The 22,606-nt window shown below is 51.7% G+C and carries 22 protein-coding genes and 1 tRNA gene; 13 read left to right on the top strand and 10 right to left on the bottom strand.

Going from position 1 to position 22,606, the window contains the following annotated elements:
- The first annotated feature begins 43 nt into the window (after positions 1-43).
- Genes BM025_RS00205 through BM025_RS00195 form a run of 3 tightly spaced genes read left to right on the top strand, consistent with a single transcriptional unit; the run spans position 44 to position 1,465 of the window.
- Positions 44-778 carry a heme ABC transporter permease gene (locus tag BM025_RS00205; protein ID WP_085847488.1) on the top strand — a complete coding sequence of 245 codons (735 nt, stop codon included), beginning with the start codon at positions 44-46 and terminating at the stop codon, positions 776-778.
- On the top strand, positions 775-933 hold the full coding sequence (gene ccmD / locus BM025_RS00200) for a heme exporter protein CcmD (protein ID WP_085847489.1): 159 nt from the start codon (positions 775-777) through the stop codon (positions 931-933). Before BM025_RS00205 ends, ccmD begins: the two co-directional genes overlap by 4 nt.
- Positions 926-1,465 carry a DsbE family thiol:disulfide interchange protein gene (locus BM025_RS00195; RefSeq protein ID WP_085847490.1) on the top strand — a complete coding sequence of 180 codons (540 nt, stop codon included), beginning with the start codon at positions 926-928 and terminating at the stop codon, positions 1,463-1,465. The genes ccmD and BM025_RS00195 overlap by 8 nt, the downstream gene beginning before the upstream one ends.
- A gap of 142 nt (positions 1,466-1,607) precedes the next feature.
- Here BM025_RS00195 and BM025_RS00190 read toward each other — a convergent pair whose 3' ends face one another.
- The gene (locus tag BM025_RS00190) at positions 1,608-2,882 is read right to left on the bottom strand and encodes an O-acetylhomoserine aminocarboxypropyltransferase/cysteine synthase family protein (RefSeq protein ID WP_170842074.1); all 1,275 of its coding nucleotides are present in this window, start codon (positions 2,880-2,882) and stop codon (positions 1,608-1,610) included.
- A 270-nt stretch (positions 2,883-3,152) separates the two neighbouring features.
- Here BM025_RS00190 and BM025_RS00185 point away from each other — a divergent pair, with 270 nt between their 5' ends.
- Genes BM025_RS00185 through arsH form a run of 3 tightly spaced genes read left to right on the top strand, consistent with a single transcriptional unit; the run spans position 3,153 to position 4,641 of the window.
- Positions 3,153-3,524 carry an ArsR/SmtB family transcription factor gene (locus BM025_RS00185; RefSeq protein ID WP_085847492.1) on the top strand — a complete coding sequence of 124 codons (372 nt, stop codon included), beginning with the start codon at positions 3,153-3,155 and terminating at the stop codon, positions 3,522-3,524.
- Complete coding sequence (gene arsC / locus BM025_RS00180) at positions 3,521-3,916, top strand: arsenate reductase (glutaredoxin) (protein ID WP_085847493.1); 396 nt, start codon at positions 3,521-3,523, stop codon at positions 3,914-3,916. Before BM025_RS00185 ends, arsC begins: the two co-directional genes overlap by 4 nt.
- Positions 3,913-4,641, top strand: a complete 729-nt coding sequence (gene arsH / locus BM025_RS00175; RefSeq protein WP_085847494.1) for an arsenical resistance protein ArsH — start codon at positions 3,913-3,915, stop codon at positions 4,639-4,641. Before arsC ends, arsH begins: the two co-directional genes overlap by 4 nt.
- Here the strand turns inward: arsH and BM025_RS00170 are convergent.
- A complete protein-coding gene (locus BM025_RS00170; protein ID WP_085847495.1) occupies positions 4,616-5,347 on the bottom strand; it encodes a helix-turn-helix transcriptional regulator in 732 nt (243 codons plus the stop codon). The genes arsH and BM025_RS00170 overlap by 26 nt on opposite strands.
- 94 nt (positions 5,348-5,441) lie before the next feature.
- Here BM025_RS00170 and BM025_RS00165 point away from each other — a divergent pair, with 94 nt between their 5' ends.
- Positions 5,442-6,065 (top strand): glutathione S-transferase family protein, encoded by a 624-nt coding sequence (locus tag BM025_RS00165; RefSeq protein ID WP_085847578.1) that lies wholly within the window; start codon positions 5,442-5,444, stop codon positions 6,063-6,065.
- A gap of 69 nt (positions 6,066-6,134) precedes the next feature.
- On the opposite strand, the gene BM025_RS00160 is transcribed toward BM025_RS00165, so the two are convergent.
- Positions 6,135-6,935, bottom strand: coding sequence for a response regulator (locus tag BM025_RS00160; protein ID WP_085847496.1), 801 nt, complete (start codon positions 6,933-6,935; stop codon positions 6,135-6,137).
- A 191-nt stretch (positions 6,936-7,126) separates the two neighbouring features.
- Entirely contained in the window at positions 7,127-9,817 is a 2,691-nt protein-coding gene (gene acnA, locus BM025_RS00155; protein WP_085847497.1) for an aconitate hydratase AcnA, read from the bottom strand.
- 294 nt (positions 9,818-10,111) lie between these two features.
- Between acnA and BM025_RS00150 the strand changes: the two genes are divergently transcribed.
- Both BM025_RS00150 and BM025_RS00145 read left to right on the top strand, forming a co-directional pair.
- A complete protein-coding gene (locus BM025_RS00150) occupies positions 10,112-10,891 on the top strand; it encodes a DUF1223 domain-containing protein (RefSeq protein WP_085847579.1) in 780 nt (259 codons plus the stop codon).
- A gap of 116 nt (positions 10,892-11,007) precedes the next feature.
- Positions 11,008-11,583: a PDC sensor domain-containing protein gene (locus BM025_RS00145; protein ID WP_139204519.1), complete on the top strand. Its 576-nt coding sequence runs from the start codon at positions 11,008-11,010 to the stop codon at positions 11,581-11,583.
- A 16-nt stretch (positions 11,584-11,599) separates the two neighbouring features.
- Here BM025_RS00145 and BM025_RS00140 read toward each other — a convergent pair whose 3' ends face one another.
- From BM025_RS00140 to purB, 4 genes are all read right to left on the bottom strand, one after another.
- A complete protein-coding gene (locus BM025_RS00140) occupies positions 11,600-12,508 on the bottom strand; it encodes a lysophospholipid acyltransferase family protein (protein WP_085847499.1) in 909 nt (302 codons plus the stop codon).
- A gap of 37 nt (positions 12,509-12,545) precedes the next feature.
- Positions 12,546-13,427: a DMT family transporter gene (locus BM025_RS00135; protein ID WP_085847500.1), complete on the bottom strand. Its 882-nt coding sequence runs from the start codon at positions 13,425-13,427 to the stop codon at positions 12,546-12,548.
- A 66-nt stretch (positions 13,428-13,493) separates the two neighbouring features.
- Positions 13,494-14,612 carry a flagellar motor switch protein FliG gene (locus BM025_RS00130; RefSeq protein WP_244515359.1) on the bottom strand — a complete coding sequence of 373 codons (1,119 nt, stop codon included), beginning with the start codon at positions 14,610-14,612 and terminating at the stop codon, positions 13,494-13,496.
- A gap of 186 nt (positions 14,613-14,798) precedes the next feature.
- Positions 14,799-16,100: an adenylosuccinate lyase gene (gene purB, locus BM025_RS00125; protein WP_085847501.1), complete on the bottom strand. Its 1,302-nt coding sequence runs from the start codon at positions 16,098-16,100 to the stop codon at positions 14,799-14,801.
- A 137-nt stretch (positions 16,101-16,237) separates the two neighbouring features.
- Here purB and BM025_RS00120 point away from each other — a divergent pair, with 137 nt between their 5' ends.
- The gene (locus BM025_RS00120; protein ID WP_085847502.1) at positions 16,238-16,693 is read left to right on the top strand and encodes a GAF domain-containing protein; all 456 of its coding nucleotides are present in this window, start codon (positions 16,238-16,240) and stop codon (positions 16,691-16,693) included.
- 119 nt (positions 16,694-16,812) lie between these two features.
- On the opposite strand, the gene glnA is transcribed toward BM025_RS00120, so the two are convergent.
- Positions 16,813-18,219: a type I glutamate--ammonia ligase gene (gene glnA, locus BM025_RS00115; RefSeq protein ID WP_085847503.1), complete on the bottom strand. Its 1,407-nt coding sequence runs from the start codon at positions 18,217-18,219 to the stop codon at positions 16,813-16,815.
- A gap of 68 nt (positions 18,220-18,287) precedes the next feature.
- On the bottom strand, positions 18,288-18,626 hold the full coding sequence (locus BM025_RS00110; protein ID WP_085847504.1) for a P-II family nitrogen regulator: 339 nt from the start codon (positions 18,624-18,626) through the stop codon (positions 18,288-18,290).
- A gap of 171 nt (positions 18,627-18,797) precedes the next feature.
- Between BM025_RS00110 and BM025_RS00105 the strand changes: the two genes are divergently transcribed.
- The 3 genes from BM025_RS00105 (at position 18,798) to BM025_RS00095 (ending at position 22,447) form a co-directional block, all read left to right on the top strand.
- Positions 18,798-20,384: an NAD(P)H-hydrate dehydratase gene (locus BM025_RS00105; RefSeq protein WP_085847505.1), complete on the top strand. Its 1,587-nt coding sequence runs from the start codon at positions 18,798-18,800 to the stop codon at positions 20,382-20,384.
- A gap of 186 nt (positions 20,385-20,570) precedes the next feature.
- Positions 20,571-20,654 (top strand) — tRNA-Leu (locus BM025_RS00100).
- A gap of 407 nt (positions 20,655-21,061) precedes the next feature.
- Positions 21,062-22,447 (top strand): IS1182 family transposase, encoded by a 1,386-nt coding sequence (locus tag BM025_RS00095; RefSeq protein ID WP_085847506.1) that lies wholly within the window; start codon positions 21,062-21,064, stop codon positions 22,445-22,447.
- Positions 22,448-22,606: the final 159 nt, after the last annotated feature.

The following is a 22,606-nucleotide window of genomic DNA, read 5'->3' as shown; positions in this document are numbered from 1 at the left end:
CCAGCGCTTGCACGTACTGTAGGCGCGAAAATGGGAGAAATAGATGGCCTCGATTTGGGAATGGGCAAATCCGCGCAAGTTCATGGCTTGGACCGATAAGGCCCTGCCGGTGATTGCTGTGGCTGCTGCTGTTTTGTTCGTGGCGGGATTGGTTTGGGGGTTTTTCTTTGTCCCTGACGACTACCGCCAAGGGGCCACAGTCAAGATTTTCTACATCCATGTCCCCTCTGCAATGATCGCGATCAACGCATGGTTGATGATGCTGGTTGCGTCGTTGATTTGGTTGGTGCGCCGTCATCACGTGTCTGTTTTGGCCGCGAAAGCTGCAGCGCCTATCGGGCTGGTGATGACGCTGATTGCACTGGCATCGGGCGCGATTTGGGGCAAACCTATGTGGGGTACCTATTGGGAATGGGATCCGCGATTAACATCATTTTTGATTTTATTTTTGTTTTATGCTGGATACTTAGCGCTCTGGGAAGCGATTGAAGACCCTGACACTGCAGCAGATTTGACATCGGTTTTGTGCCTTGTAGGGTCCGTGTTTGCAGTGCTGTCACGCTATGCGGTGAATTTCTGGAACCAAGGCCTGCACCAAGGCGCATCTCTATCGTTGGACAAACAAGAAAACGTTGCCGACGTGTTTTGGTATCCGGCTTTGGTGTCGCTTGCGGGCTTTGTGTTACTGTTTATCGCATTGGTTTTACTGCGCACCCGCACCGAAGTCCGTGCCCGCCGCTTGCATGCCATCGAAATGCGCGAGAGGGTGCAAGGATGATGCCTGATCTTGGGAAATACGCCAGCGATGTGCTTGCCGCTTATGGCATTACATTTGTGTTGCTTGGCGGCTTGATCATTCTGTCTTTGCGCAAATCGGCAAAAATCAAAAAACGTCTTAAATCCGCTGAGGAGCGTCGTAAATCCAATGGCTAAGTTTTCCCCGTTGATGGCCCTGCCGCCTTTGATGTTCGCAGGTTTGGCGAGCTTGTTTATATTCGGTATGAACCGCGATGATCCCAATCAATTGCCCTCGGCCAAAGCGGGCAAAGCGGCACCTTCGATTGAAAATGTCACGCAGCTTGGCGACCTTGCGCCGTTGAGCGACGACATGCTGCGCACGGGCGACGTGAAACTGGTCAACTACTGGGCTTCATGGTGTGCGCCGTGTCGCGCCGAGCATCCGCAGCTTGAAGCGCTGGCGGGCGAAGGCGTCACTGTGTACGGGATCAATTATAAAGACAAAGCGGATGCTGCGCTTGGATTTTTATCCGAAATGGGCAATCCATATTCGGCTGTCGGCGCAGATGAGCCGGGGCGCACGGCGCTGGAATGGGGCCTTTACGGCGTGCCTGAAACCTATGTGGTGAACGCCGATGGTGAAATCACCTATCGTTTTGCGGGGCCGATTACCGTTGAAATCATGGAAAAATATATCAAGCCTGAGATCGAAAACGCAGCTCAATAGCAATCACGGCTTTTGTGGCCAAATACTCAAAAGAACCCGCCCACAAACATTGGGGCGGGTTTTGTCGTTTTATATCAGCATAATATCATGCAACCGCTTGATCTGACCGTCGCATTTACATTGCTTGGTCTGACCGTCACAATTACATTGCTTGGTCTAAATCAGCGATGATATCGGCCACGTCTTCAATCCCGATAGACAGACGCAACACATCGGGGGATGCGCCCGCTTTGACTTGCTCGGCTTCAGACAGCTGGCGGTGCGTTGTGGATGCAGGGTGGATCACAAGGCTGCGCGTGTCGCCCAAGTTTGCCACATGGCTGAACAATTCCATTTTATCGACAGTCGCGACACAAGCGTCATAGCCGCCTTTAAGTGCCACAGTGAACAGGCCGCCAGCACCTTTGGGGCAGATGCGGCTCATGCGCTCTTTATAGGGAGACGAGGCCAATCCCGCATAAGTTACAGCCGCGACGCGGTCGTCTTTTTCCAACCATTCAGCCACCTTAGCTGCGTTTTCGACATGGCGTTGCATCCGCAAAGACAGGGTTTCGATCCCCATCAAAGTGTAATGCGCCCCTTGTGGGTTCATGGTCATGCCGAGGTCGCGCAGACCAATGGCAATGCCGTGGAATGTGAACGCCATAGGTCCCAAAGCAGCGCCAAAACACAGGCCATGATAGGCAGGTTCCGGTTGGCTGAGGGATGGAAATTTATCAGAGGCCATCCAATCGAAATTACCCGAATCTACAACACAACCGCCCGTCACCGTGCCGTTGCCTGTCATGTATTTGGTGGTCGAATGCACCACCAAAGTCGCGCCATGGTCAAACGGGCGGCACAGGTACGGGGTGGCTGTGGTGTTGTCGACGATCAGCGGGATGCCTGCGTCTTTCGCGATGACTGACACTGCGTCGAGATCAGTGATATAGCCGCCTGGGTTGGCGATTGTTTCACAAAAAATCGCGCGCGTGTTGTCGTCAATCGCGGCTTTTACAGCGTCTAAATCATCAAAGTCGACAAAGGTCGCAGACCAGCCAAAGCGTTTAAATGTTTGGCTAAATTGCGTCAATGTACCGCCGTATAGGCGAGTCGAGGCCACAATATTTGTGCCAGGCTGCATCAGGGGAAACAGGGCCATGATTTGCGCCGCGTGACCTGACGAGCAACAGACAGCACCGACCCCTCCCTCAAGCGCTGCAATACGGTTTTGCAACGCGCCGACAGTGGGGTTGGTCAGACGAGAATAAATATACCCGACTTCTTCGAGGTTAAACAGTTTTGCTGCATGTTCTGCATCGCGAAACGCGTATGCCGTTGTTTGATAAATCGGAACCTGACGCGCACCTGTAGTGGGGTCAGGGGCTGTGCCTGCGTGAATTTGCAGCGTGTCGAAACCTTGTTTGCGCTCTGTCATGATGTCCTCCCTATGACGTTTGTCGTAGGCTAAATCACAGGTCTGCGCATGACAATGGGGTCAGGTGTTTAGGACCAATATTCCGAATAGGCCAGCGCCTATGATGAGCTCGGTCACGGGTAAGGGGAGTGAGGTTAGAAATTTCATCATGCACCTTGGATAGGCAAACAATGTTAAAATAGTCTGAGATGTCGTGATTGTTTTTAGAAACACTGTGTTTTCATATTTTTAGACTTGCTTACATATTTATACTTCAATATTTCATGAATTATGGACATAACACAAGCTCTCACAGCCTTTGCTGCTCTCAGTCAACCGCTTCGTCTTGATGCGTTTCGTTTGCTTATTAAGGCAGGCGCAACTGGAATGGCAGCGGGTGATATCGCAGTGGCATTGGGGGCAAAACCCAATACAACCTCGCAAAATCTCGCACATTTGGTACAAGCGCGTTTGATTTTTAGCACTCGGGCCGGGCGTAGCATTATTTACACCGCTGACATGCAAGGCTTGAGTGCCTTGCTGCATTTCCTACTCGAAGATTGCTGTGGTGGTCGCCCCGATGCCTGTGCCTCATTGATTGAAACGCTTGCGCCGTGCTGTCCCCCAAATTCGCAAAATACGCCTAAGGATCTGACATCATGATTAAAATTTACCACAATCCCAAATGTGGCACCTCGCGCAACACGTTGGCCATCTTGCAAACCTCTGGGGCTGAAATCGAGGTGATTGAATACCTCAAAACACCGCCAACGCGCGCCGAATTGAGTGCAATGATCAGCGCGGCAGGCGAAACAGCGCACACAGCTTTACGCGCCAAACAACCTGAGGCTAAAGAGCATGGGCTTTTGGCTGATGGGGTGACCGAAGCGCAGATTTTAGATGCGATGATGCAGGACCCCATTTTGATCAATCGACCTTTTGTTATCACGCCCAAAGGCACGGCGCTGTGTCGCCCCTCTGAAAAAGTCTTTTCGATCATGGAAAACCCACCCAAAAGCTACACCAAAGAAGACGGTGAAGTGGTGACCCCATGACATTCATCGCCACGGATACCTTGCCTGCTGTTGATGAAACTCTGCTCAAACCAATTGATTGGCGCGATTATGCCAGTGCCAAAGATGACGGGCACCCACCGCGTATTTTGATCTTGTATGGGTCTTTGCGCGAACGATCATTTTCGCGTTTAGCGGCAGAAGAATCCGCGCGTTTGCTGACATGGTATGGCTGCGAGGTGAAAATCTATGATCCTCGCGACCTGCCTTTACCCGATGCCGTTGAGCCCGATCATCCCAAAGTGGCCGAACTACGCGCCTTGGCCGAGTGGTCCGAGGGCATGGTGTGGTCATCGCCCGAACGTCACGGATCGATGACGGGCATTTTGAAATCTCAGATCGATTGGATTCCTCTCTCGCTTGGGGCTGTGCGCCCAACCCAAGGCAAAACGCTTGCGGTGATGCAGGTTTGCGGTGGGTCGCAAAGCTTTAATGCGGTCAATCAGATGCGTATTTTGGGCCGTTGGATGCGGATGGTTACGATCCCCAATCAGTCGTCCATCGCCAAAGCGTGGAACGAATTTGATGACGCGGGCCGAATGAAACCGTCGCCCTATTTGATGCGGATCACGGATGTGATGGAAGAATTGGTCAAATTTACCTACATGGCACGCTCGCGCCCTGCGCTGACAGATCGTTATTCTGAGCGGGTTGAAACCGCTAAAGACTTGATTGATCGGGTTAATCTAAAGGCTGCCGCGGAATAGATGTGTCGCAATCTCTGGCTTGGCCGCGTGCATATAGCGCCGCAAGATAGTCACGCAACAACGCGACACGGCGAGGGCGAAAGCTCTCGCCGGCGCGGGCATAGGATTGAATTCGTGTAACGTGAAACATCCGAAAATCACGGCGCACACAGCACCATGCCAATAGCATCACTGCGCGATCATGATATGAAATCGCCAAAGGATAGAGCCGCCTGTCTGTTACGCTATCCTTGATATCTTTATATTTTATATCCAACGCTTCCTCGGCCCACATCGATTCTCGCAAGAGGTTCATATCAATGGTCGGCGTCTCTGCTCGGTTAAACCGATGCACCAAATTGACTGCATGGGCCGCTTGGCGTTGTTGGCGTTCTGGCAACGTGGCCAGTATTTTAGTCAACGCGGCACTGGCTGCATCAGCCAGTGCCGCATCAGCCCGTTGGCTGACATCAGACAAACCCAAAGTGAGCGCCTCAATTTCGATTTGTGTAAAGGTTTGCGGGGGCAGGGCGATGTCTTCTGTCATGGTGTAGCCAAGTCCGGATTCGCCCTCGATCCGCGCCCCCGCCGCGCGCAAGGCATCGATGTCGCGGTATATCGTGCGGTCCGAGACCTCCATCGCGGCTGCCAAACGCGCAGCCGTGACGGGCGGTGTTAATCCGCGAATAAGGTGAAGCAATCTGAACAGTCGATCTGATTTGGCCATGACGAAATATCACATATACATACTGACAGGAATTGTCAGGAAGAGGGTGACATATGTGGCGCATCACGAAAAGACAAACTTGAAAGGTCATACCATGCCAACATTATATCATTCCCCAAACACTCGGTCTTCACGGGTCATTGCGCAGCTTTTGCTTATGGGCAAGTTGGATCAGGTCAATGTCGTCATAGTGGACGTTGTTCGAAATGATGGCTCGGGGCGTGCAGATCCAAACAACCCGCACCCTGAAGGAAAAGTACCATTTTTGGTCACAGATGAAGGCGAAGAAATTCGCGAAAGTGCTGCGATCATGATGTATCTTGACGAGCTTTATGGCGCACCATTGAGCATCCCTGTTGGTGAAAAAGGCCGCGGCACATTTCTGTCTTGGATGATGTATTACGGTGGTGTGGTCGAACCTGCGATGGTGGCGCATTTTTCTGAAATCCGTCACCCTGCTATGATTGGCGCCTTTCGTACGATGACGGAGGTTGGGGAGTGTCTTACCAAAGGATTGGGAGGTAAGCAGTTCTTTTTAGGTGATAAAATAACACTTGCAGACATCATTATAGCATCAGCTTTTCAATGGGCACCGCATTTGACGCCTGATTTTGACAATGTCAAAAGCTGGTTCAACCGTGTGAATGACGCTCTGGATCTTGAGGCGCTCCAAGCGTTTGAGGCGCGTGGGATGGAAACTTTGAAAAAGGCCATATAGCAGTCGGCCTATTTGGTTGGTCTACATGGCGCTTTGTGACGTTATGCATGTGACATAGCAAAGCGCCTTTTAATCGGCGGCTTGGCTGGGGTGGTGCCCCAAAAGTTTTGGCCTGATTGGGATTGGCTCTGCCGGTTTTGGTTGAGTTGATGGATTACTGGGAGCCACCTTTGCGTATTTGAACGCATGAGCTTTGCGATCTTGATGTTCGATGTCGTCCATAAAGTCGAACAGGCGGGCGCAAATGTTTTCGATCTGCTGCATGGCTGCTTTGAATTTGTCTTCGTCCTGCTTGACGGCTTGAAGACTACGCACGTGGCGCAGCATATTGAACAGCATGGGGTGAAATTCTTCGATGCATTGTTGGGTGAAATGATCCAACACAGATTCGACATCTGTACGCATCGCAGTTTGGGTTTTTAACCCATTGTTGAGCGATACTTTTTGCAAGGCATTCAGGGTGGCACGTCGCACGGATTCTCTTGAAACAGCGTCTTTGTTGATAAAGTCGTGACACCCATTTTGCATGGCACCGATTACGATATCTGCATCAGAGTCGCCGGTGACCATGACAATCGCCGCATGTTTGTTACGCATATCAAATTGAATAATTTTCATCGCCAGCAAGCCGTTGCCGTCTGGCATGTGGAAATCTAGGAAAACCAAATCAAATGTAGAATGCCGAAGTGCGGCGCTCATTTCTATCAAAGATCCTGCTTCGGTGACGTTGACCTCAAAATCGAGGGCATGGCAAATGCGTCTGAGACATGCGCGGTCCAATCGACGATCATCGACGATGAGGATATTCACGAGTTTCGGAATTTCGATTTTGTGTTCTGTCGTTTCGGGTAGAATTTTTTGCAGACTCATTAGGTTCACCTCCGGCAACGTATCGCGTTATCAAAGCAGAACCAGATTAAGAAACATTCAAAATATGTGCAGCCATTTTAGACAAAATGGGGGTATGCCACTGCGTTGCAGGGGCTAAGTTCAACCAGCAAAAGAGAAAGGCCCCACAGTGGATGCAGGGCCTTTGTCGTCTTTAATAAGAAACGTTTTATTTACGCTTCTTTGGCAAGATTGCGCAGCACGTAGTGCAAAACGCCGCCATTTTCGATGTATTCAATCTCAGGCGCTGTATCGATACGACATTTGACTGTGATGTCTTTTGTCGTGCCGTCTGCGTATGTGATGTTCGCTGTCAGGTCTTGCAGCGGGGAAACGCTATCAAGGCCAAGGATTGTTACAGTCTCATCGCCTGTCAAACCCAAAGATTTGCGGTTGTCGCCGCCAGTGAATTCGAAAGGAACAACGCCCATGCCGACCAAGTTGGACCGGTGAATACGCTCAAAGCTTTGCGCGATCACGGCTTTGACACCCAAAAGGGCTGTGCCTTTGGCTGCCCAGTCACGTGAAGACCCTGCACCGTATTGTTCGCCAGCAAACACAACCAATGGTGTGCCTTCGGCTTGGTACGCCATAGACGCATCGTAGATTGAGGCTTGTGCGCCATCTGGGCCTTTTGTGTAGCCGCCTTCAACACCATCGAGCATTTCGTTTTTGATGCGAATGTTGGCGAATGTGCCGCGCATCATGATCTCGTGGTTGCCACGACGTGAGCCGTAGGAGTTGAATTCACGCACTGCCACGCCTTTTTCCAGCAAGAGTTTGCCAGCTGGTGTGGATTGCGCGAAACCGCCCGCAGGGGAAATGTGGTCGGTTGTGACCATGTCACCCAAGATGGCCAAAACTTTGGCGCCTTCAACGTTTTTGATCGTGCCTTTGCCCGCTGCCATGCCTTGGAAGTAAGGTGGGTTTTGGATGTAGGTGGACTCTGCTGGCCAATCGTATGTTTCGCCGCCAGATACTTCGACCGCTTGCCATTTCTCATCGCCCTTGAACACGTCGGCGTATTTCTTAAGGAAGGCTTCGCGTGTCACTGTTCTTTCAACAAGTTCAGAAATTTCCGCATTGGTGGGCCAGATATCTTTGAGGTATACATCGTTGCCGTCTTTATCTGTGCCCAAAGGCTCAGTTGTCAGGTCGATGTTCATGTCACCCGCCAAAGCGTAAGCCACCACGAGGGGCGGAGACGCAAGGTAGTTGGCGCGCACATCGGGGCTGATACGGCCTTCAAAGTTACGGTTACCAGACAGAACAGCCGTTGCCACAAGATCGCCTTCGGCGATGGCATCTGACAGTTCTTTTTGGATTGGACCAGAGTTACCGATACATGTCGTACAGCCGTAACCAACAAGGTTGAAACCGATGGCATCTAGGTCTTCTTGCAGGCCTGCGGCCTCCAAGTATTCTGTCACAACTTGCGAACCAGGGGCCAAAGATGTTTTCACCCAAGGTTTGCGGTTCAGACCCAAAGCGCGCGCTTTGCGGGCCACTAGACCAGCACCGATCATAACGTAAGGGTTTGATGTGTTTGTACAAGATGTGATGGATGCGATCACAACCTTGCCTGAAGACATGGTGTAATCTTCGCCAGCAACAGCAACTTCTTTGCCTTGCTCACGTTTGAATGTGTCTTCCATTTCATGTGCAAATGCAGCTTTGGAAGCGGTCAATGCCACATAGTCTTGTGGGCGTTTTGGACCAGAGATCGCAGGAACGATTTCACCCATATCGAGAGACAAAGTAGATGAGTACACAGGTGCGTAATCATCACCGCGCCAGAAACCGTTTTCTTTGGCGTAAGCTTCAACCAAAGCAACGCGGTCTTCGTCACGGCCGGTTTGTTTCAGGTAACGGATTGTTTCGTTATCGATTGGGAAGAACCCACATGTCGCGCCGTATTCTGGTGCCATGTTGGCGATGGTTGAACGATCTGCGAGTGGCAGTTTGTCCAAACCTTCGCCGTAGAATTCAACGAATTTGCCAACCACGCCGTGGGCGCGCAGCATTTCAACAACTTTCAGCACGAGGTCGGTGGCTGTTGTGCCCTCAACCATTGCGCCTGTCAGCTTGAACCCAACAACTTCTGGGATCAACATAGAGATCGGCTGACCAAGCATCGCGGCTTCGGCCTCAATCCCACCAACGCCCCAACCCAAAACAGCCAAACCGTTGACCATAGTTGTGTGGGAATCTGTACCAACGAGCGTGTCAGGGTAGGCCACGTCTTCGCCGTTTTGATCTTTGTCGGACCATACAGTTTGCGCGAGGTATTCCACGTTCACTTGGTGACAAATGCCTGTGCCCGGAGGCACAACACGGAAGTTTTCAAACGCAGTCTGACCCCATTTAAGGAACTGGTAGCGTTCCATGTTGCGCTCATATTCGCGGTCAACGTTCATTTGGAACGCACGTGGGTTGCCAAATTCGTCGATCATCACAGAGTGGTCGATCACCAGATCAACTGGCACAAGTGGGTTAATCTTTGCAGCGCTGCCGCCTAAAGATTTGATCCCGTCACGCATCGCAGCCAAATCAACAACGGCAGGAACGCCGGTGAAATCCTGCATCAAAACACGAGCAGGGCGGTAAGCGATTTCGCGGGGATTGTTGCCGCCTTTGTCAGCCCATTCCGAAAAGGCTTTGATGTCGTCTGTAGAAACGGAAAACCCGCCATCTTCAAAGCGCAAGATGTTTTCAAGAACAACTTTCAAAGCGGCTGGCAATTTGGTGAAGTCACCAAGGCCTGCGTCTGTCGCGGCTTGAATGGAATAGTAGGCGATTTTTTTGCCGTTTACGTCGAGCGTACGGCGTGTTTTTGCGGTGTCATGTCCGACAACAACTGTCATGGGGTGGCTCCCTTGATGCATGAAAAGGTTGGCTTGCTTGCTTTTGGCCCATCTGTCGCGTCCAATCAAGAGGCTTTCCGTTCAATTTGTATGCCATTGTACACAATTGATGAAATTAGTATTTTAGTCAGGTATGATTGACTCGGTTTCATGCCGCACATCGCCAAGAATACGCACTTCGGTGCGTCAATGATCACGCACTGGTTGGTTTTCTGTAACGCTTTCTCGCAATTGCTTGATTGGTCACAGCAGCTTGGACAGGGTAGAACACGTTCATTGCAATCTGGAGCTCGTATGAGACACGCCTTGCCACATCATTCACACCGAAACCCTATAGCGCGTGCGCTTGGTTTTGTTGCGGCTACGGCACTGGGGGCAGGGCTTAGCCTTGTGCCCTTATCAAGCTCGGCGCAAGATGCTGTGTCTCGTCCGGCTGTTGTGGTGGAATTGTTCACCTCACAAGGGTGCTCGTCGTGCCCACCTGCGGATGCTTTATTTTCCAAAGTGGCAAAGCGAGATGATGTGATCGCTCTCGCGCTCCATGTGGATTACTGGGATTACATTGGCTGGAAAGACGTCTTTGCGGACCCTAAATTCACCCTGCGCCAACGTGCCTATGCGCGTGCTGCGGGGCATCGCACGATTTACACGCCTCAGATGATTGTCAGCGGTGTCGATCATATCGTTGGGTTTAAGCCGATGGAATTGGCCGACCTCATCATGGATCATCGTAGCAAAGCAGGACCTACGTCTGTCGCCCTTTCAGCGACGCGTATTGAGGATGCCCTGACCATTTCTATGGTGCCGCTAGGGCCGCTTCCCCCCGCGATGCGTGTGCAAGTTGTTCAGTTTCGGCCCTTGGAAAAGGTGACGATCCGTATGGGTGAAAACGCTGGTAAAACAATAGATTACGCTAATGTTGTGACCTCATGGAATTATGTCGCAGATTGGGATGGCGTGGCCCCTTTGCAGGTTGATGTGCCGACAATAACGGCTGATCCTGTGGCGGTTATCCTTCAGCAAGATGTGAACCAATTGCCTGGTCATATTGTTGCTGCGGTTCGGATTGATTAATCCCAAATTTACCATAGGTCACTTTAACGGTGCGTTTTGCGCAAGAATTGAGCACCGTTAAACAATTCTTTCAGGTTTTGGTGGAAATGTTGCCTTGTGTTTATAAGGATACCGACATGAAACTTAAAAATCTTCTCGTAAGCCTGCTCATGCTTTCCCCCTTGGGTGCTGCGCATGCCAATGACAATGAAGTCATCATCAAGGCCTACTTCGAACAACAAATTGAACCATGGGTTTCGGACGAAGCCCTGCTCAGCGCTGTGCGTGTGCGCAATGTGATGCACAAAGATCTGACCAATGATGACGTGATTGCACAAGACAAACAGTGGCGCGCTGAGGTTGAAACCGATACGCACCCGCTTGTGGATGGCGTGTTGAAAAGTGACGCTGCCGATTTCTTGCGTCACCGTGTGGCCGAGGCTGGCGGTTCCATCACTGAGATTTTTGTCATGGATGCCAAAGGTCTAAATGTTGCGGCGTCCTCTGCAACCTCGGACTATTGGCAAGGTGATGAACCCAAGCATTCCGAAACCTTCGTCAAAGGTGTGGGGGCGATGCATATTTCGGATCTAGAAGTTGATTCGTCTACTGGCTTGTATCAAGTGCAGGTGTCCGTCACCCTCACAGACCCAAATACGAATGAAGCGATTGGTGCGATCACCGTCGGCTTGGTCGCAGACGCTATTCTATAGCGGCTGTGATTTCAGTTTACTGGTTTGACCGGTTTCGTGTTTCGGCTTTCCAACGCCGATGCACCCAAAAATACTGATCCATATAGGCACGGGCTTGGCGTTCAATCGAATCGTTCAATGCCTGTGTCATTTCAATTGCGGTGCTGTGCGGGATCGGTGGCTCAATCACCAACTCATAGTCCCCGTGATCACTGTGACGGATGCCGTAGACGGGCACCAATGCCAATCCATATTTTAGGGCCATATCTGCAGCTGATGTTGCTGTCGCAGCTTGTTTGCCAAAAAAGTCCAGATGCGGTGCACCACTGGTATGAATGTCGATCAATATGCCCATCATTCCACCGGATTTCAAAAACCGTAGCATTTTCGCCAAATCAGACCGGTCTTTGGAAGCAAAGATAGGTTCGGAAATTTCAGAAATCGCTTTGCAATTGTAGGCATTGAAAAACGGGTTTGTGAAAGGCTTGTAAAGCGCACCCATCTTAAATCCACGCTCAGATAATACCGCGCGCGGTACATCATAATTGCCAAAGTGCCCTGATACGAAAATCACGCCTTGTCCGCGTTCTTTTGCTTGCTCAAGGTCTTTGATTCCTGCACCTGTGATCTTGGCATTTTTTGCATGGGCTTTGAAATCTGCGCCCGAATAAATTTCAGCAAAGGTGCGTCCAACACTTGCTGGCACGCTGCGCATCAGCCGTTTGATTTCTTTTTCGGGTAAGTCTGGCATGACCAAAGCTAGATTCTCGCGCACGCGCTCGCCATAGCCCGCCAAAGGCGAAATGATCCGCGAGACCACAAACCCAACGAGTTTGAGACGTAGAGAGAACGGCAAAAGCCTCATCGTGCCGAAAAGTCCGCGCAGCGCAAGGCTTTGAATATAATCGCTCAAGCTGCCTTCTATGTCGCCGCGTTTGATTTTCATATCTATGTCCAGTGTGTCGATTTGCGCCGATCAAAAGTTAGGTTCGGCGGGGGCGTGCGCGCACTTCCCTATGCCAGACATAAAGTCCCGCCGTTACGATCACAAGTGCGCCGATGCAGGTCCACATATCGGGCCACTGATCAAAGAACAAAACACCCCATAGCGTTGCCGTGATGAGCCCAGCATAAGTAAAGGGGGCGACGATGGATGCGGGCGCTCTGGCATAAGCTTTGATCATCATCAATTGCCCCAGCGTGCCAATCACGCCCACCCCGATCATCATCACTGTGCCCGACGTATTGGGTTGTGTCCAAGCCATTGGCGCAATCAAACTCATGATAGCAGAGCAAATCAAAGCGGAATACAGCAGCGCGGTGAGCGGCGATTCCGTTTTGCCTATGTGGCGGGTTGTGATTGAAAAGGCTGCAATACAAGCTGCAGTGCCGAGCGGCCAAAGTGAACTGAGCGCAAAAACGTCAGAGCCAGGGCGAATGATGATCAGCGCACCGACCAGTGCAGCAAGCACACCTAAAATACGTCGCACGCCAATTTTTTCACCCAACACCAAAGCTGCCGCAAGTGTGATAAAAACTGGTGCCAGATCGGCAACGGTTGTGGCTTCAGCAAGGCCTTGGTGCTTGAGCGCGATAAAAAAACATGTCGCGGCCCCCAATTGCATTGTCGCCCGAAAAACCTGTAGTCCCAGATGTGGCGTTCTGAGCAAAGGCAACGTGCGCTTGCCGCAAATGATCAAAACGATCACCAGCTGTCCAAAATAGCGCGCCCAAAGCACTTGACTGACGTTCACCTGAGTGCCGAGTTGTTTGGCCATAGCATCCATGAGTGAGAAAAAACTCACAGACATCATGACAAAAAGAATGCCCTGCGAAGCGGCGGACTGACGCGAAAACCATACCATAACTATCACAGTACGAGACAGCGACGGGCGGGTCCATATGGATCAAAGTGCAACCGCGCACAGGGGTTATTCGTCGCCGGTCAGTAAGAAGATTTCGCCAGCGGATTCAAGTTCTCGAACGCCTGCCACGACTGCGCTCATTGCTTCTTCTGCGTCAGATTCTTTGACTTTGCCGAGCGCTTCCATCTCTTCGCGCATGCCGTCTGCCATGCGTTTGGACATGTTGGTTAAGATGAATTCGGTTGATACGGCTGCATTGCCGGTGGCCCCTGCAAGCGCTTTGATCAACATATCTTGTTCGACGCCACGGACAACTTTTGAGATATCACGGCCATCCACACGCGTTGCGATATTGGCAAAGGTGAAGATATTTTTGCGCACTTCTTCGGCGAATTCTTTGTCGGTCTCATCCAGTCCCTCGAGGACACCGTCGCGGGTTGATGAAGCGGAGAAATTCAAAATTGCACCGACGCGTTCGGTTGGTGCGTCTTTAAAGGCTTTGGCGGGTTGTGCATCAAGTTTCGCGGCGATGGAAATGCCGATACGCTGAACAACGTCTGGTGCAATGGCCGATGTGAGCGAAATAGCATAAGCAATTCGACGGGCGCGATCGCCGGGCAGCATTGATAACAGTTGCGCCGATTTTGAGACTTTTAATTTGGACAGTAAAACGGCGCCCACTTCGATACTTTCCGCTTCGAGAATAGGAAGGACGCGTGCGGGTTCTAAATCTGCGATGCGTTCCCACGGATCGCCGGTCAAAGAGAAGCCGGCATTTTTGCGCAATTTGGCGGATGTAGACGCGGAAATCGTGCCCTCAAGCACGTTTAAAGCGCCCTCAAGCCCGCCAGGAAAGGACAGGCCGATGGCTTCGAGTTCGGCGAGGAATTCTTCGACGACGCTTGCCAGTGTATCTTTGTCGATATAGCGCAACTCGGTCATTTGGTGTGCCAGATCGACCTGCATGGATTCTGGAAAGGTCGAGAGTGGTAATTTGACATCTTCGGTGGACAACAGGCGCACGATGACGGCCGCTTTTGCTTTTTTGGAAAGCGCCACGGGCATACGGGTGATGGTTTCTGGCATATCAAAGCCGCCAAAATCGCCCATATCATTTGTGTCACCGAATGAGCCAAGGTCGGGCAGGGCGCCCATGTCGCCAAAATCTTGAGGAAGTCCGTCCACGCCTGTGCCTCGTCCTAGTTTTATCTTGGGACCAACCTGCACGATCAACCTTAACGCAAAGCTACCAGCCTGCTGAAATTGCATTAAATTTTAGATGAATTGAAAAGAAAAACGCCCGCGCCGGAAAAACCGAGGCGGGCGTTGGTTGTGACTGGTCTCAAAAGCCAAGGGCAGTCCCGAAGGGGCTTAGCCAAAGACGCGTTTGAAAATCGTGTCCACGTGTTTGGTGTGGTATTCCATGTCGAATTTTTCACGGATGCCATCTTCGCCCAATGCTGCGACGACTTCTTTGTCCGCGAGCAAAAGCTCTTGGAAATCAAGGCGTTCTTCCCAGACTTTCAAAGCGTTGCGTTGCACCATAGAATAAGCAGCTTCGCGGCTTGTGCCCGCTTGAGTGAGCGCCAAAAGCACGCGCTGCGACATGACCAATCCAGGGAATTTGTTCATGTTGTCGAGCATGTTTTGTGGGAAGATCAACATCTTGTCGATCACACCTGTCAGGCGGTTGAGCGCGAAATCCAGCGTGATCGTGGCATCTGGCGCGATGGTGCGTTCAACGGAGGAGTGCGAGATATCGCGCTCGTGCCACAAGGCCACGTTTTCCATCGCAGGGATCACAGTCATGCGCACGAGACGCGCAAGACCTGTGAGGTTCTCGGTCAGGATAGGGTTCTTTTTGTGCGGCATCGCGGACGAGCCTTTTTGACCCATTGAGAAGAATTCCGCACCTTCAAGCACTTCTGTGCGTTGCATATGACGGATTTCGATCACGATGTTTTCCATCGAAGACGCAATCACGCCAAGCACAGCAAAGAACATGGCGTGGCGATCACGCGGGATCACTTGTGTGGAAATCGGTTCTGGTGTGAGGCCGAGTTTTTCACATACGTGTTCTTCAACACGCGGATCAACGTTGGCGAATGTACCGATCGCGCCAGAAATAGCACCCGTGCTGATTTCGGAACGGGCCGCTTTGAGGCGTGCCAAGTTGCGGTCCATTTCAGCATAGAAACGTGCAAACGTCAGGCCCATTGTTGTGGGTTCCGCGTGGATGCCGTGTGAGCGACCGACACGTACGGTGTTTTTGTGCTCAAGCGCGCGTTTTTTCAACGCGGCCAGTAGGTTTTCCAGATCTTTGATCAAGATGTCTGATGCGCGCACAAGCTGCACGTTGAGACATGTATCAAGAACGTCAGAAGAGGTCATGCCTTGGTGCACAAAACGTGCTTCGTCAGAGCCGACATGTTCTGCGAGGTGCGTCAAGAATGCGATCACATCGTGTTTGGTGACAGCTTCGATTTCATCGATACGTGCGACGTCGAATTCGACATCTTTGGCTTTCCAAACAGCGTCGGCGTTTTCACGTGGGATGACACCCAGATCAGCCATCGCATCACAGGCGTGCGCTTCGATTTCGTACCAGATTTTGAATTTGGTTGCGGGTTCCCAGATGTCGACCATCTCTTTGCGGGAGTAACGGGGGATCATAGGTATGCCCTTCTGTATCTGATTAGGAGTTGTCGCGTCTTTAGAACGAACAGCGGGTGGGGGCAAGAGCGGCACGCTTTTCTTGGCTTTGATGTGTGTTTTGGTGTGAAAAAAATATCGAAATATGATATTAATCGATGTCAAAGTATGAGGTGCCTATGTTTGAAGTGAATGATCCAGACGTCGTGGCGCTTGTTGGTGCTGTACGAGACGCTGTGCAATCGTCTGGTGTTGTCGTTTGGGTGTCAAAACCGGGCGGTCTACATATTGTTGCGCACAGTGGAAAACCCGTGCAACGGCCTTTGGATCGCGTGTTACAGCCACGCCATACCATCGGTCATCTGGTGACGGATATGGACCGCATGTTGGTGTGTGATGACACGTTATCTCATCCTTTGTTGGCCAAATCTGGTGCGGTGCGTGAGATGGGCATCATGGCCTATATCGGGGTTCCATTTCATGTGGGGCAGGCGGCTGTTGGAGGCATTTCCGCAGTGCATCAACATGCGCGCCGCTGGGATGAGGCGGATATAACCTGCGTGAAAGAGGCCGCGCGCAGGCTATCAGATTTGGCGCAAAAAGCGTTGGGTTGAAACGTCAGCCGCGCCCTGTCGGGATCGCTTTGTGTCCATCTATCTAAAAAGCCATTTACCCAAAAGAAAAGGGCGCCCTTTTGAGGCGCCCGTTCCAAAATTTGTGACTGTTCCAGCGATTAGCAGGAGTAGTACATTTTGTATTCCATTGGGTGTGGTGTGTGCTCGTAAGCGTACACTTCTTCCCATTTCAAATCCATGTAGCCCTGAAGTTGGTCTTTTGTGAACACGTCGCCCGCTGTGAGGAAGTCCATGTCTGCTGCAAGTGCGTCCAAAGCTTCGCGCAAAGACCCACAAACTGTTGGGATCGCTGCGAGTTCTTCCGCTGGAAGGTCGTAGAGATCTTTGTCAGACGCGGGGCCCGGATCGATTTTGTTTTTGATGCCGTCAAGGCCAGCCATCAACAAGGCTGCGAAGCACAAGTATGGGTTGGCTGCTGGATCAGGGAAACGTGCTTCAACGCGTTTTGCTTTGGGAGATTCTGAGAACGGGATACGGACACAGCCAGAGCGGTTTGACGCAGAATAGGCGCGCAAAACAGGGGCCTCAAAACCAGGGATCAAACGCTTGTAAGAGTTTGTTGATGGGTTTGTGATCGCGTTCAGTGCTTTCGCGTGCTTCAAGATACCGCCGATAAAGTACAGCGCTTCTTGAGACAGATCAGCATATTTGTCGCCTGCGAACAATGGCTTGCCATCTTTCCAGATGGACATGTTCACGTGCATGCCTGTGCCGTTGTCACCAGCGATTGGCTTTGGCATGAATGTCGCAGATTTGCCGTAAGCTTGCGCTACGTTGTGTACAACGTATTTGTATTTTTGGATGTCATCAGCTTGCTTTGTAAGCGTGCCAAAGATCAAACCAAGCTCGTGCTGACAAGATGCAACCTCGTGGTGGTGTTTGTCGACTTTCATGCCCATGTTGGCCATTGTTGTCAGCATTTCACCGCGAATATCTTGTGCGTCATCGATTGGGTTGACTGGGAAGTACCCGCCTTTGATGCCAGGACGGTGGCCAGTGTTGCCCATTTCGTATTCTGTGTCAGAGTTCCATGCACCGTCGAGCGCGTCGACTTGGTAAGAAACTTTGTTCATGGACACTTGGAAACGCACATCGTCGAACAAGAAAAACTCAGCTTCTGGGCCAAAGTATGCTGTATCACCGATGCCAGATGCTTTGAGGTAAGCTTCGGCTTTGGATGCAACAGAGCGTGGGTCACGCTCATATGGCTCACGTGTGTCAGGCTCAACAACGGAACAGTGAATACACAGTGTTTTTTCCGCGTAGAAAGGGTCGATGTAAATTGATTCAGTGTCTGGGATCAATTTCATGTCGGATTTGTCGATGGATTTCCAGCCAGCGATGGAAGAGCCGTCAAACATAAAGCCTTCTTCAAGGAAGTCAGCGTCAACTTCCGTGTAGCGCAATGTGACGTGCTGCAACTTGCCGCGTGGGTCGGTGAAACGAACGTCCACGTACTGAACTTCTTCGTCTTTGATGGTCTTAAGAACGTTTGCGATGCTCATGGTGACCTTATCCCCTTAAAATTGTGTATTGATTGGAAAAAACAGCCTCAAATGAAGCCGCTCTATGCTTACAGCGCGTCTTCGCCAGACTCACCAGTACGAATACGAATGGCCTGTTCGACAGGCGACACGAAAATCTTACCATCGCCGATTTTGTCTGTTTTCGCAGCTGACACGATCGCCTCAATAGCGCCGTCAACTTGGTCGTCAGACAAAACGACCTCGATTTTAACCTTGGGCAGGAAGTCCACAACGTATTCCGCACCGCGGTACAATTCTGTGTGGCCTTTTTGGCGCCCAAAACCTTTGACCTCGACAACAGAAAGACCTTGGACGCCGATGTCTTGCAGCGCTTCTTTCACTTCGTCGAGTTTGAAAGGCTTGATGATCGCTTCGATCTTTTTCATGGACCTTAGACTCCCTTAAATTCGTTCATATGTGTCAGATCACTTCTCAATTGGGGTCACAATCGACTACACTCAGACATGAATATCTGCTCCTTGAATTTACACCAATTTGCATAATATTTAGGCGAAGTGATCGTTTAATGTGCGAAATGAAAACTATATGAGTATTTTATGACCGAACTTCTGACATCTGCACAAATGCGCGCCATTGAGCAGGCGGTCATCGCCTCGGGAACGGTCACGGGCCTAGAATTAATGGAGCGCGCGGGTCATGGCGTGGTGGGGGCCGTTTTTCAAGAATGGCCCACATTGGCAGCAACATCCCACAAAGCCGTCGTTCTGTGCGGTCCCGGCAACAATGGTGGCGATGGTTTCGTCATCGCGCGATTGCTCAAGCACCAAGGCTGGGATGTGGATGTTTTTCTCTACGGTGATCCTGACAAGCTGCCCCCAGACGCGCGCACAAACTATGAGCGCTGGTGTGAATTGGGTAAGGTTGAAGCACTGACAGAAGACGTGATTGACAGCTACGCAGAAAATAATCCTGAAACAGCTTTGGCCGTGGATGCCATCTTTGGCACGGGCCTGACGCGTCCATTTTTTAGCCTTGCGCGCGTGCAGAGCAAACTGAATTCTTGGCAAGCTGGATCGTTTCATGGCAACCGACCAAAAGTCGTGTCGGTCGATATCCCATCGGGCATTTGCGCAGACAGTGGGGTGTATTTAGGACGCACGGGTACCTCATTAGATCAATGTGTCAGGGCCAACTTAACGGTGAGCTTTCATCGGATGAAGCTTGGGCATGTGCTTGCCCAAGGCCCAATTGGGGCACAAAAAACGGTCGTCGCGGATATCGGTCTTGAGAACTGGTCTCACCCGCATATACCGCCAAACGATGTGGTTAAATTAAAGACCGGCCATCATCTTGGCCTTGCAAAGCGCGCAGATTCCCACAAATTCTCTCACGGTCACGCGCTTGTTCTCTCTGGTCCTGCGGGTCAAACAGGTGCTGCGCGTCTGGCGGCTCGCGGGGCTTTGCGGATCGGGGCAGGGGTGGTCACTGTCGGCTCGCCAAAATCCGCCATGCTTGAAAATGCCATGCAACTCACCGCGATTATGCTCGCTGAGGTCGATGGTCCGCAGGCGCTTAGGCGCGCCTTGCGAGATGCGCGCATCAACGTGCTCTGCCTCGGTCCCGCGCTTGGTCTGGATGCGCGCGCCGCCAAGCTGGTCGAGGTGGCATTGGGCGCGGGTCGACGCACCGTGCTAGATGCCGATGCTCTCACACTCTTGTCTCGAGATGCGGGCATCTTTGCCAAACTGCACGCAAATTGCGTGCTCACGCCCCATGTCGGCGAATTCAAGCGCCTGTTTCCAGACATTGCCGCCAAACTCGACGCCCCAGCCGCGACAGGCCCCGCCTATTCAAAAGTCGACGCCACACGCGACGCTGCGAAACGCGCGGGCTGCACGGTCCTGTTCAAAGGCCCCGATACAGTCATCGCAAGTCCCGAGGGGAGAGCGTCGATCAACGCGTCACTCTATGTGCGTTCCGCACCGTGGCTTGCGACGGCTGGGGCAGGCGACGTTTTAGCTGGTTTCATCACGGGGCTGATGGCGCGTGGATTTGCACCGCATGATGCCGCTGACACTGCCGCCTACTTGCACACCGAATGTGCGCTGAGCTTTGGAGCGGGACTTATTGCAGAGGACCTGCCCGACGCATTACCCAAGGTGTTCAAGACGCTTGGTTTGTAATGGTTTCACGCTGTAATCTTTTCCAACTTCTGCCAATCACTGCGCGCATTTCACAACGATCCTCGCACCGCCATGGGCTATGCGTGTGTGGTTTTGGAGGATTTTTCACAAAATCGCGCTTTCAAACATATTTGATGCATTTTACGTCTGGCGCTGGTCATTTGCCTTTGCTATGAGGCACGCAATGCGGGTGTGGCGGAATTGGTAGACGCACCAGATTTAGGTTCTGGCGCCTATGGCGTGGGGGTTCGAGTCCCTTCACCCGCACCACCTTGATTTTATTGAACTTTCCCAGACGCTTAAACGTTGATGAACTGCCAAAATGTAGCTGTTTGGCACTTTGTTTGGCACTTTCACGTTCTGGTCTTGTTCTGTTCCCTACACTGTTGCGCGCGTTTTGATGACGATTCTTGGTCGGCTTGGGCGCGGTACTTTTGGACATTGTAAGAGCTTTGTGTCCGTTCTCCGCTTCCTGTGGTCTTCAGAGCTACAACTTGACGCGGCCTTATTTGATGGCGCAGGAAAAGTAGACCCGCGCTGGGACTAACTCCAAGGACTGCTTGTGATTGGCTGCAATCGCAGCGAGAAGCAGCATTGGCGAATTCTGTTGAAAAACTCTTCTTGATTTGAGGACCTGTGACTGATTCAATTTGTCTACGGTAGCGGGAGATTTGGCGATGATGGGACCGAAGCAGGAAGCACAGGCGGCACTGTTTTATGAGTTTTCTCTGGAAGAGCATGTCCCGCAAGATCATCTGCTGCGGTCGATTGATCGGTTCGTCGATCTGGATGACATTCGACAATACCTAGCTGAGTTTTACAGCCATACAGGTCGCCCGTCGATTGATCCGGAACTGCTGATCCGGATGCTGCTGGTTGGCTATTGCTTCGGTATCAGATCAGAGCGCCGGTTGTGCGAAGAGGTGCATCTGAACCTCGCCTATCGTTGGTTCTGTCGCCTCGATTTATCTGATCCGGTGCCGAACCATTCTACATTTTCCAAGAACCGCCATGGCCGTTTTCGTGAGAGCGCGCTGCTGCGGCATCTATTCGAAAAGACTGTTGCACGGTGCATCGCGGATGGCTTGGTCAGCGGCCAACGTCTTGCTGCCGACGCCAGTTTGATTGAAGCGGACGCGAATAAACAGAACTCCACACCGAAGGAAGATTGGGACATAAGCGCCATCAATCCCAGCGATGCGCCACGAGCTGTGAAGGAGTATTTGGACGTCTTGGACGATGCTGCCTTTGGTGCCGCATCAGAGGTGAAGCCTAAGTTCACATCGCATTCTGATCCCGCCAGCCAGTGGACTGCAGCGCGCAAAGGGCCTGCGTTCTTTAGCTATTCAACCAATTATCTGATCGACACCGACCACAGCGTGATCGTTGATGTCGAAGGCTCCAGATCGATCCGACAGGCCGAAGTTGGGTCAGTGCGCACCATGCTAGATCGGATCAAAGACCGGCACGACATTGATCCAGAACGGTTGATCGCAGACACCGCCTATGGAACAGGTCCAATGCTCGGTTGGTTGGTCAAGCGTGGCATCGCACCCCATATCCCAGTCATCGACCAGGCCAAAAAAGCAGAAGGCGTTTGGTCACGTGATGACTTTGAATGGGATCAAGAAAATGATCGATACATTTGCCCAGAAGGGCACGACCTCAAGCAGTTCCGGCGCAATTATTCTGATCCAAATCGTGGCCCATCGGGCAAAGGTACAATGCGATATCGTGCTCTGAAGCTGACCTGTCAAGATTGCCCTTCAAAAGCAAAATGCTGTCCGGACCAGAGCATTCGAACGATCAACCGCGAACCTGACGAAGACGCCCGTCAGGTCGCCCGCGATATCGCCAAAACCAAGCAATATGTGGTCTCGATGCGGCTCAGAAAGAAGGTCGAGATGCTTTTTGCCCACCTCAAACGCATCCTCGGATTGGGACGATTGCGATTGCGTGGGCCGAACGGCGCAAATGACGAATTTTTACTCGCTGCAACCGTCCAAAACCTCCGCAAACTAGCCAAGATCTTTCCTGCACCGCAGCAAACGCGCAAAGCCTGATAGAAAAGGCGCTCGCGCTGTGTCTAAAGCAATACTTTCTGCGCCAGCAACACGGTGTTTTTCAACAGAATCGGCGGAAAGCGGACTTTCGCTGCGGTATCGAATTTGCAAGGGTAGCTCCGCGTTAGCAGACATTCAGACCGACTGGGCATCGCGCAG

The organism is Pacificibacter marinus (genome assembly GCF_900109555.1).
GTDB lineage: Bacteria > Pseudomonadota > Alphaproteobacteria > Rhodobacterales > Rhodobacteraceae > Celeribacter > Celeribacter marinus_C.
Note: the sequence above shows the minus strand (reverse complement) of the source record. Positions and strands in the feature narration are given on the sequence as shown.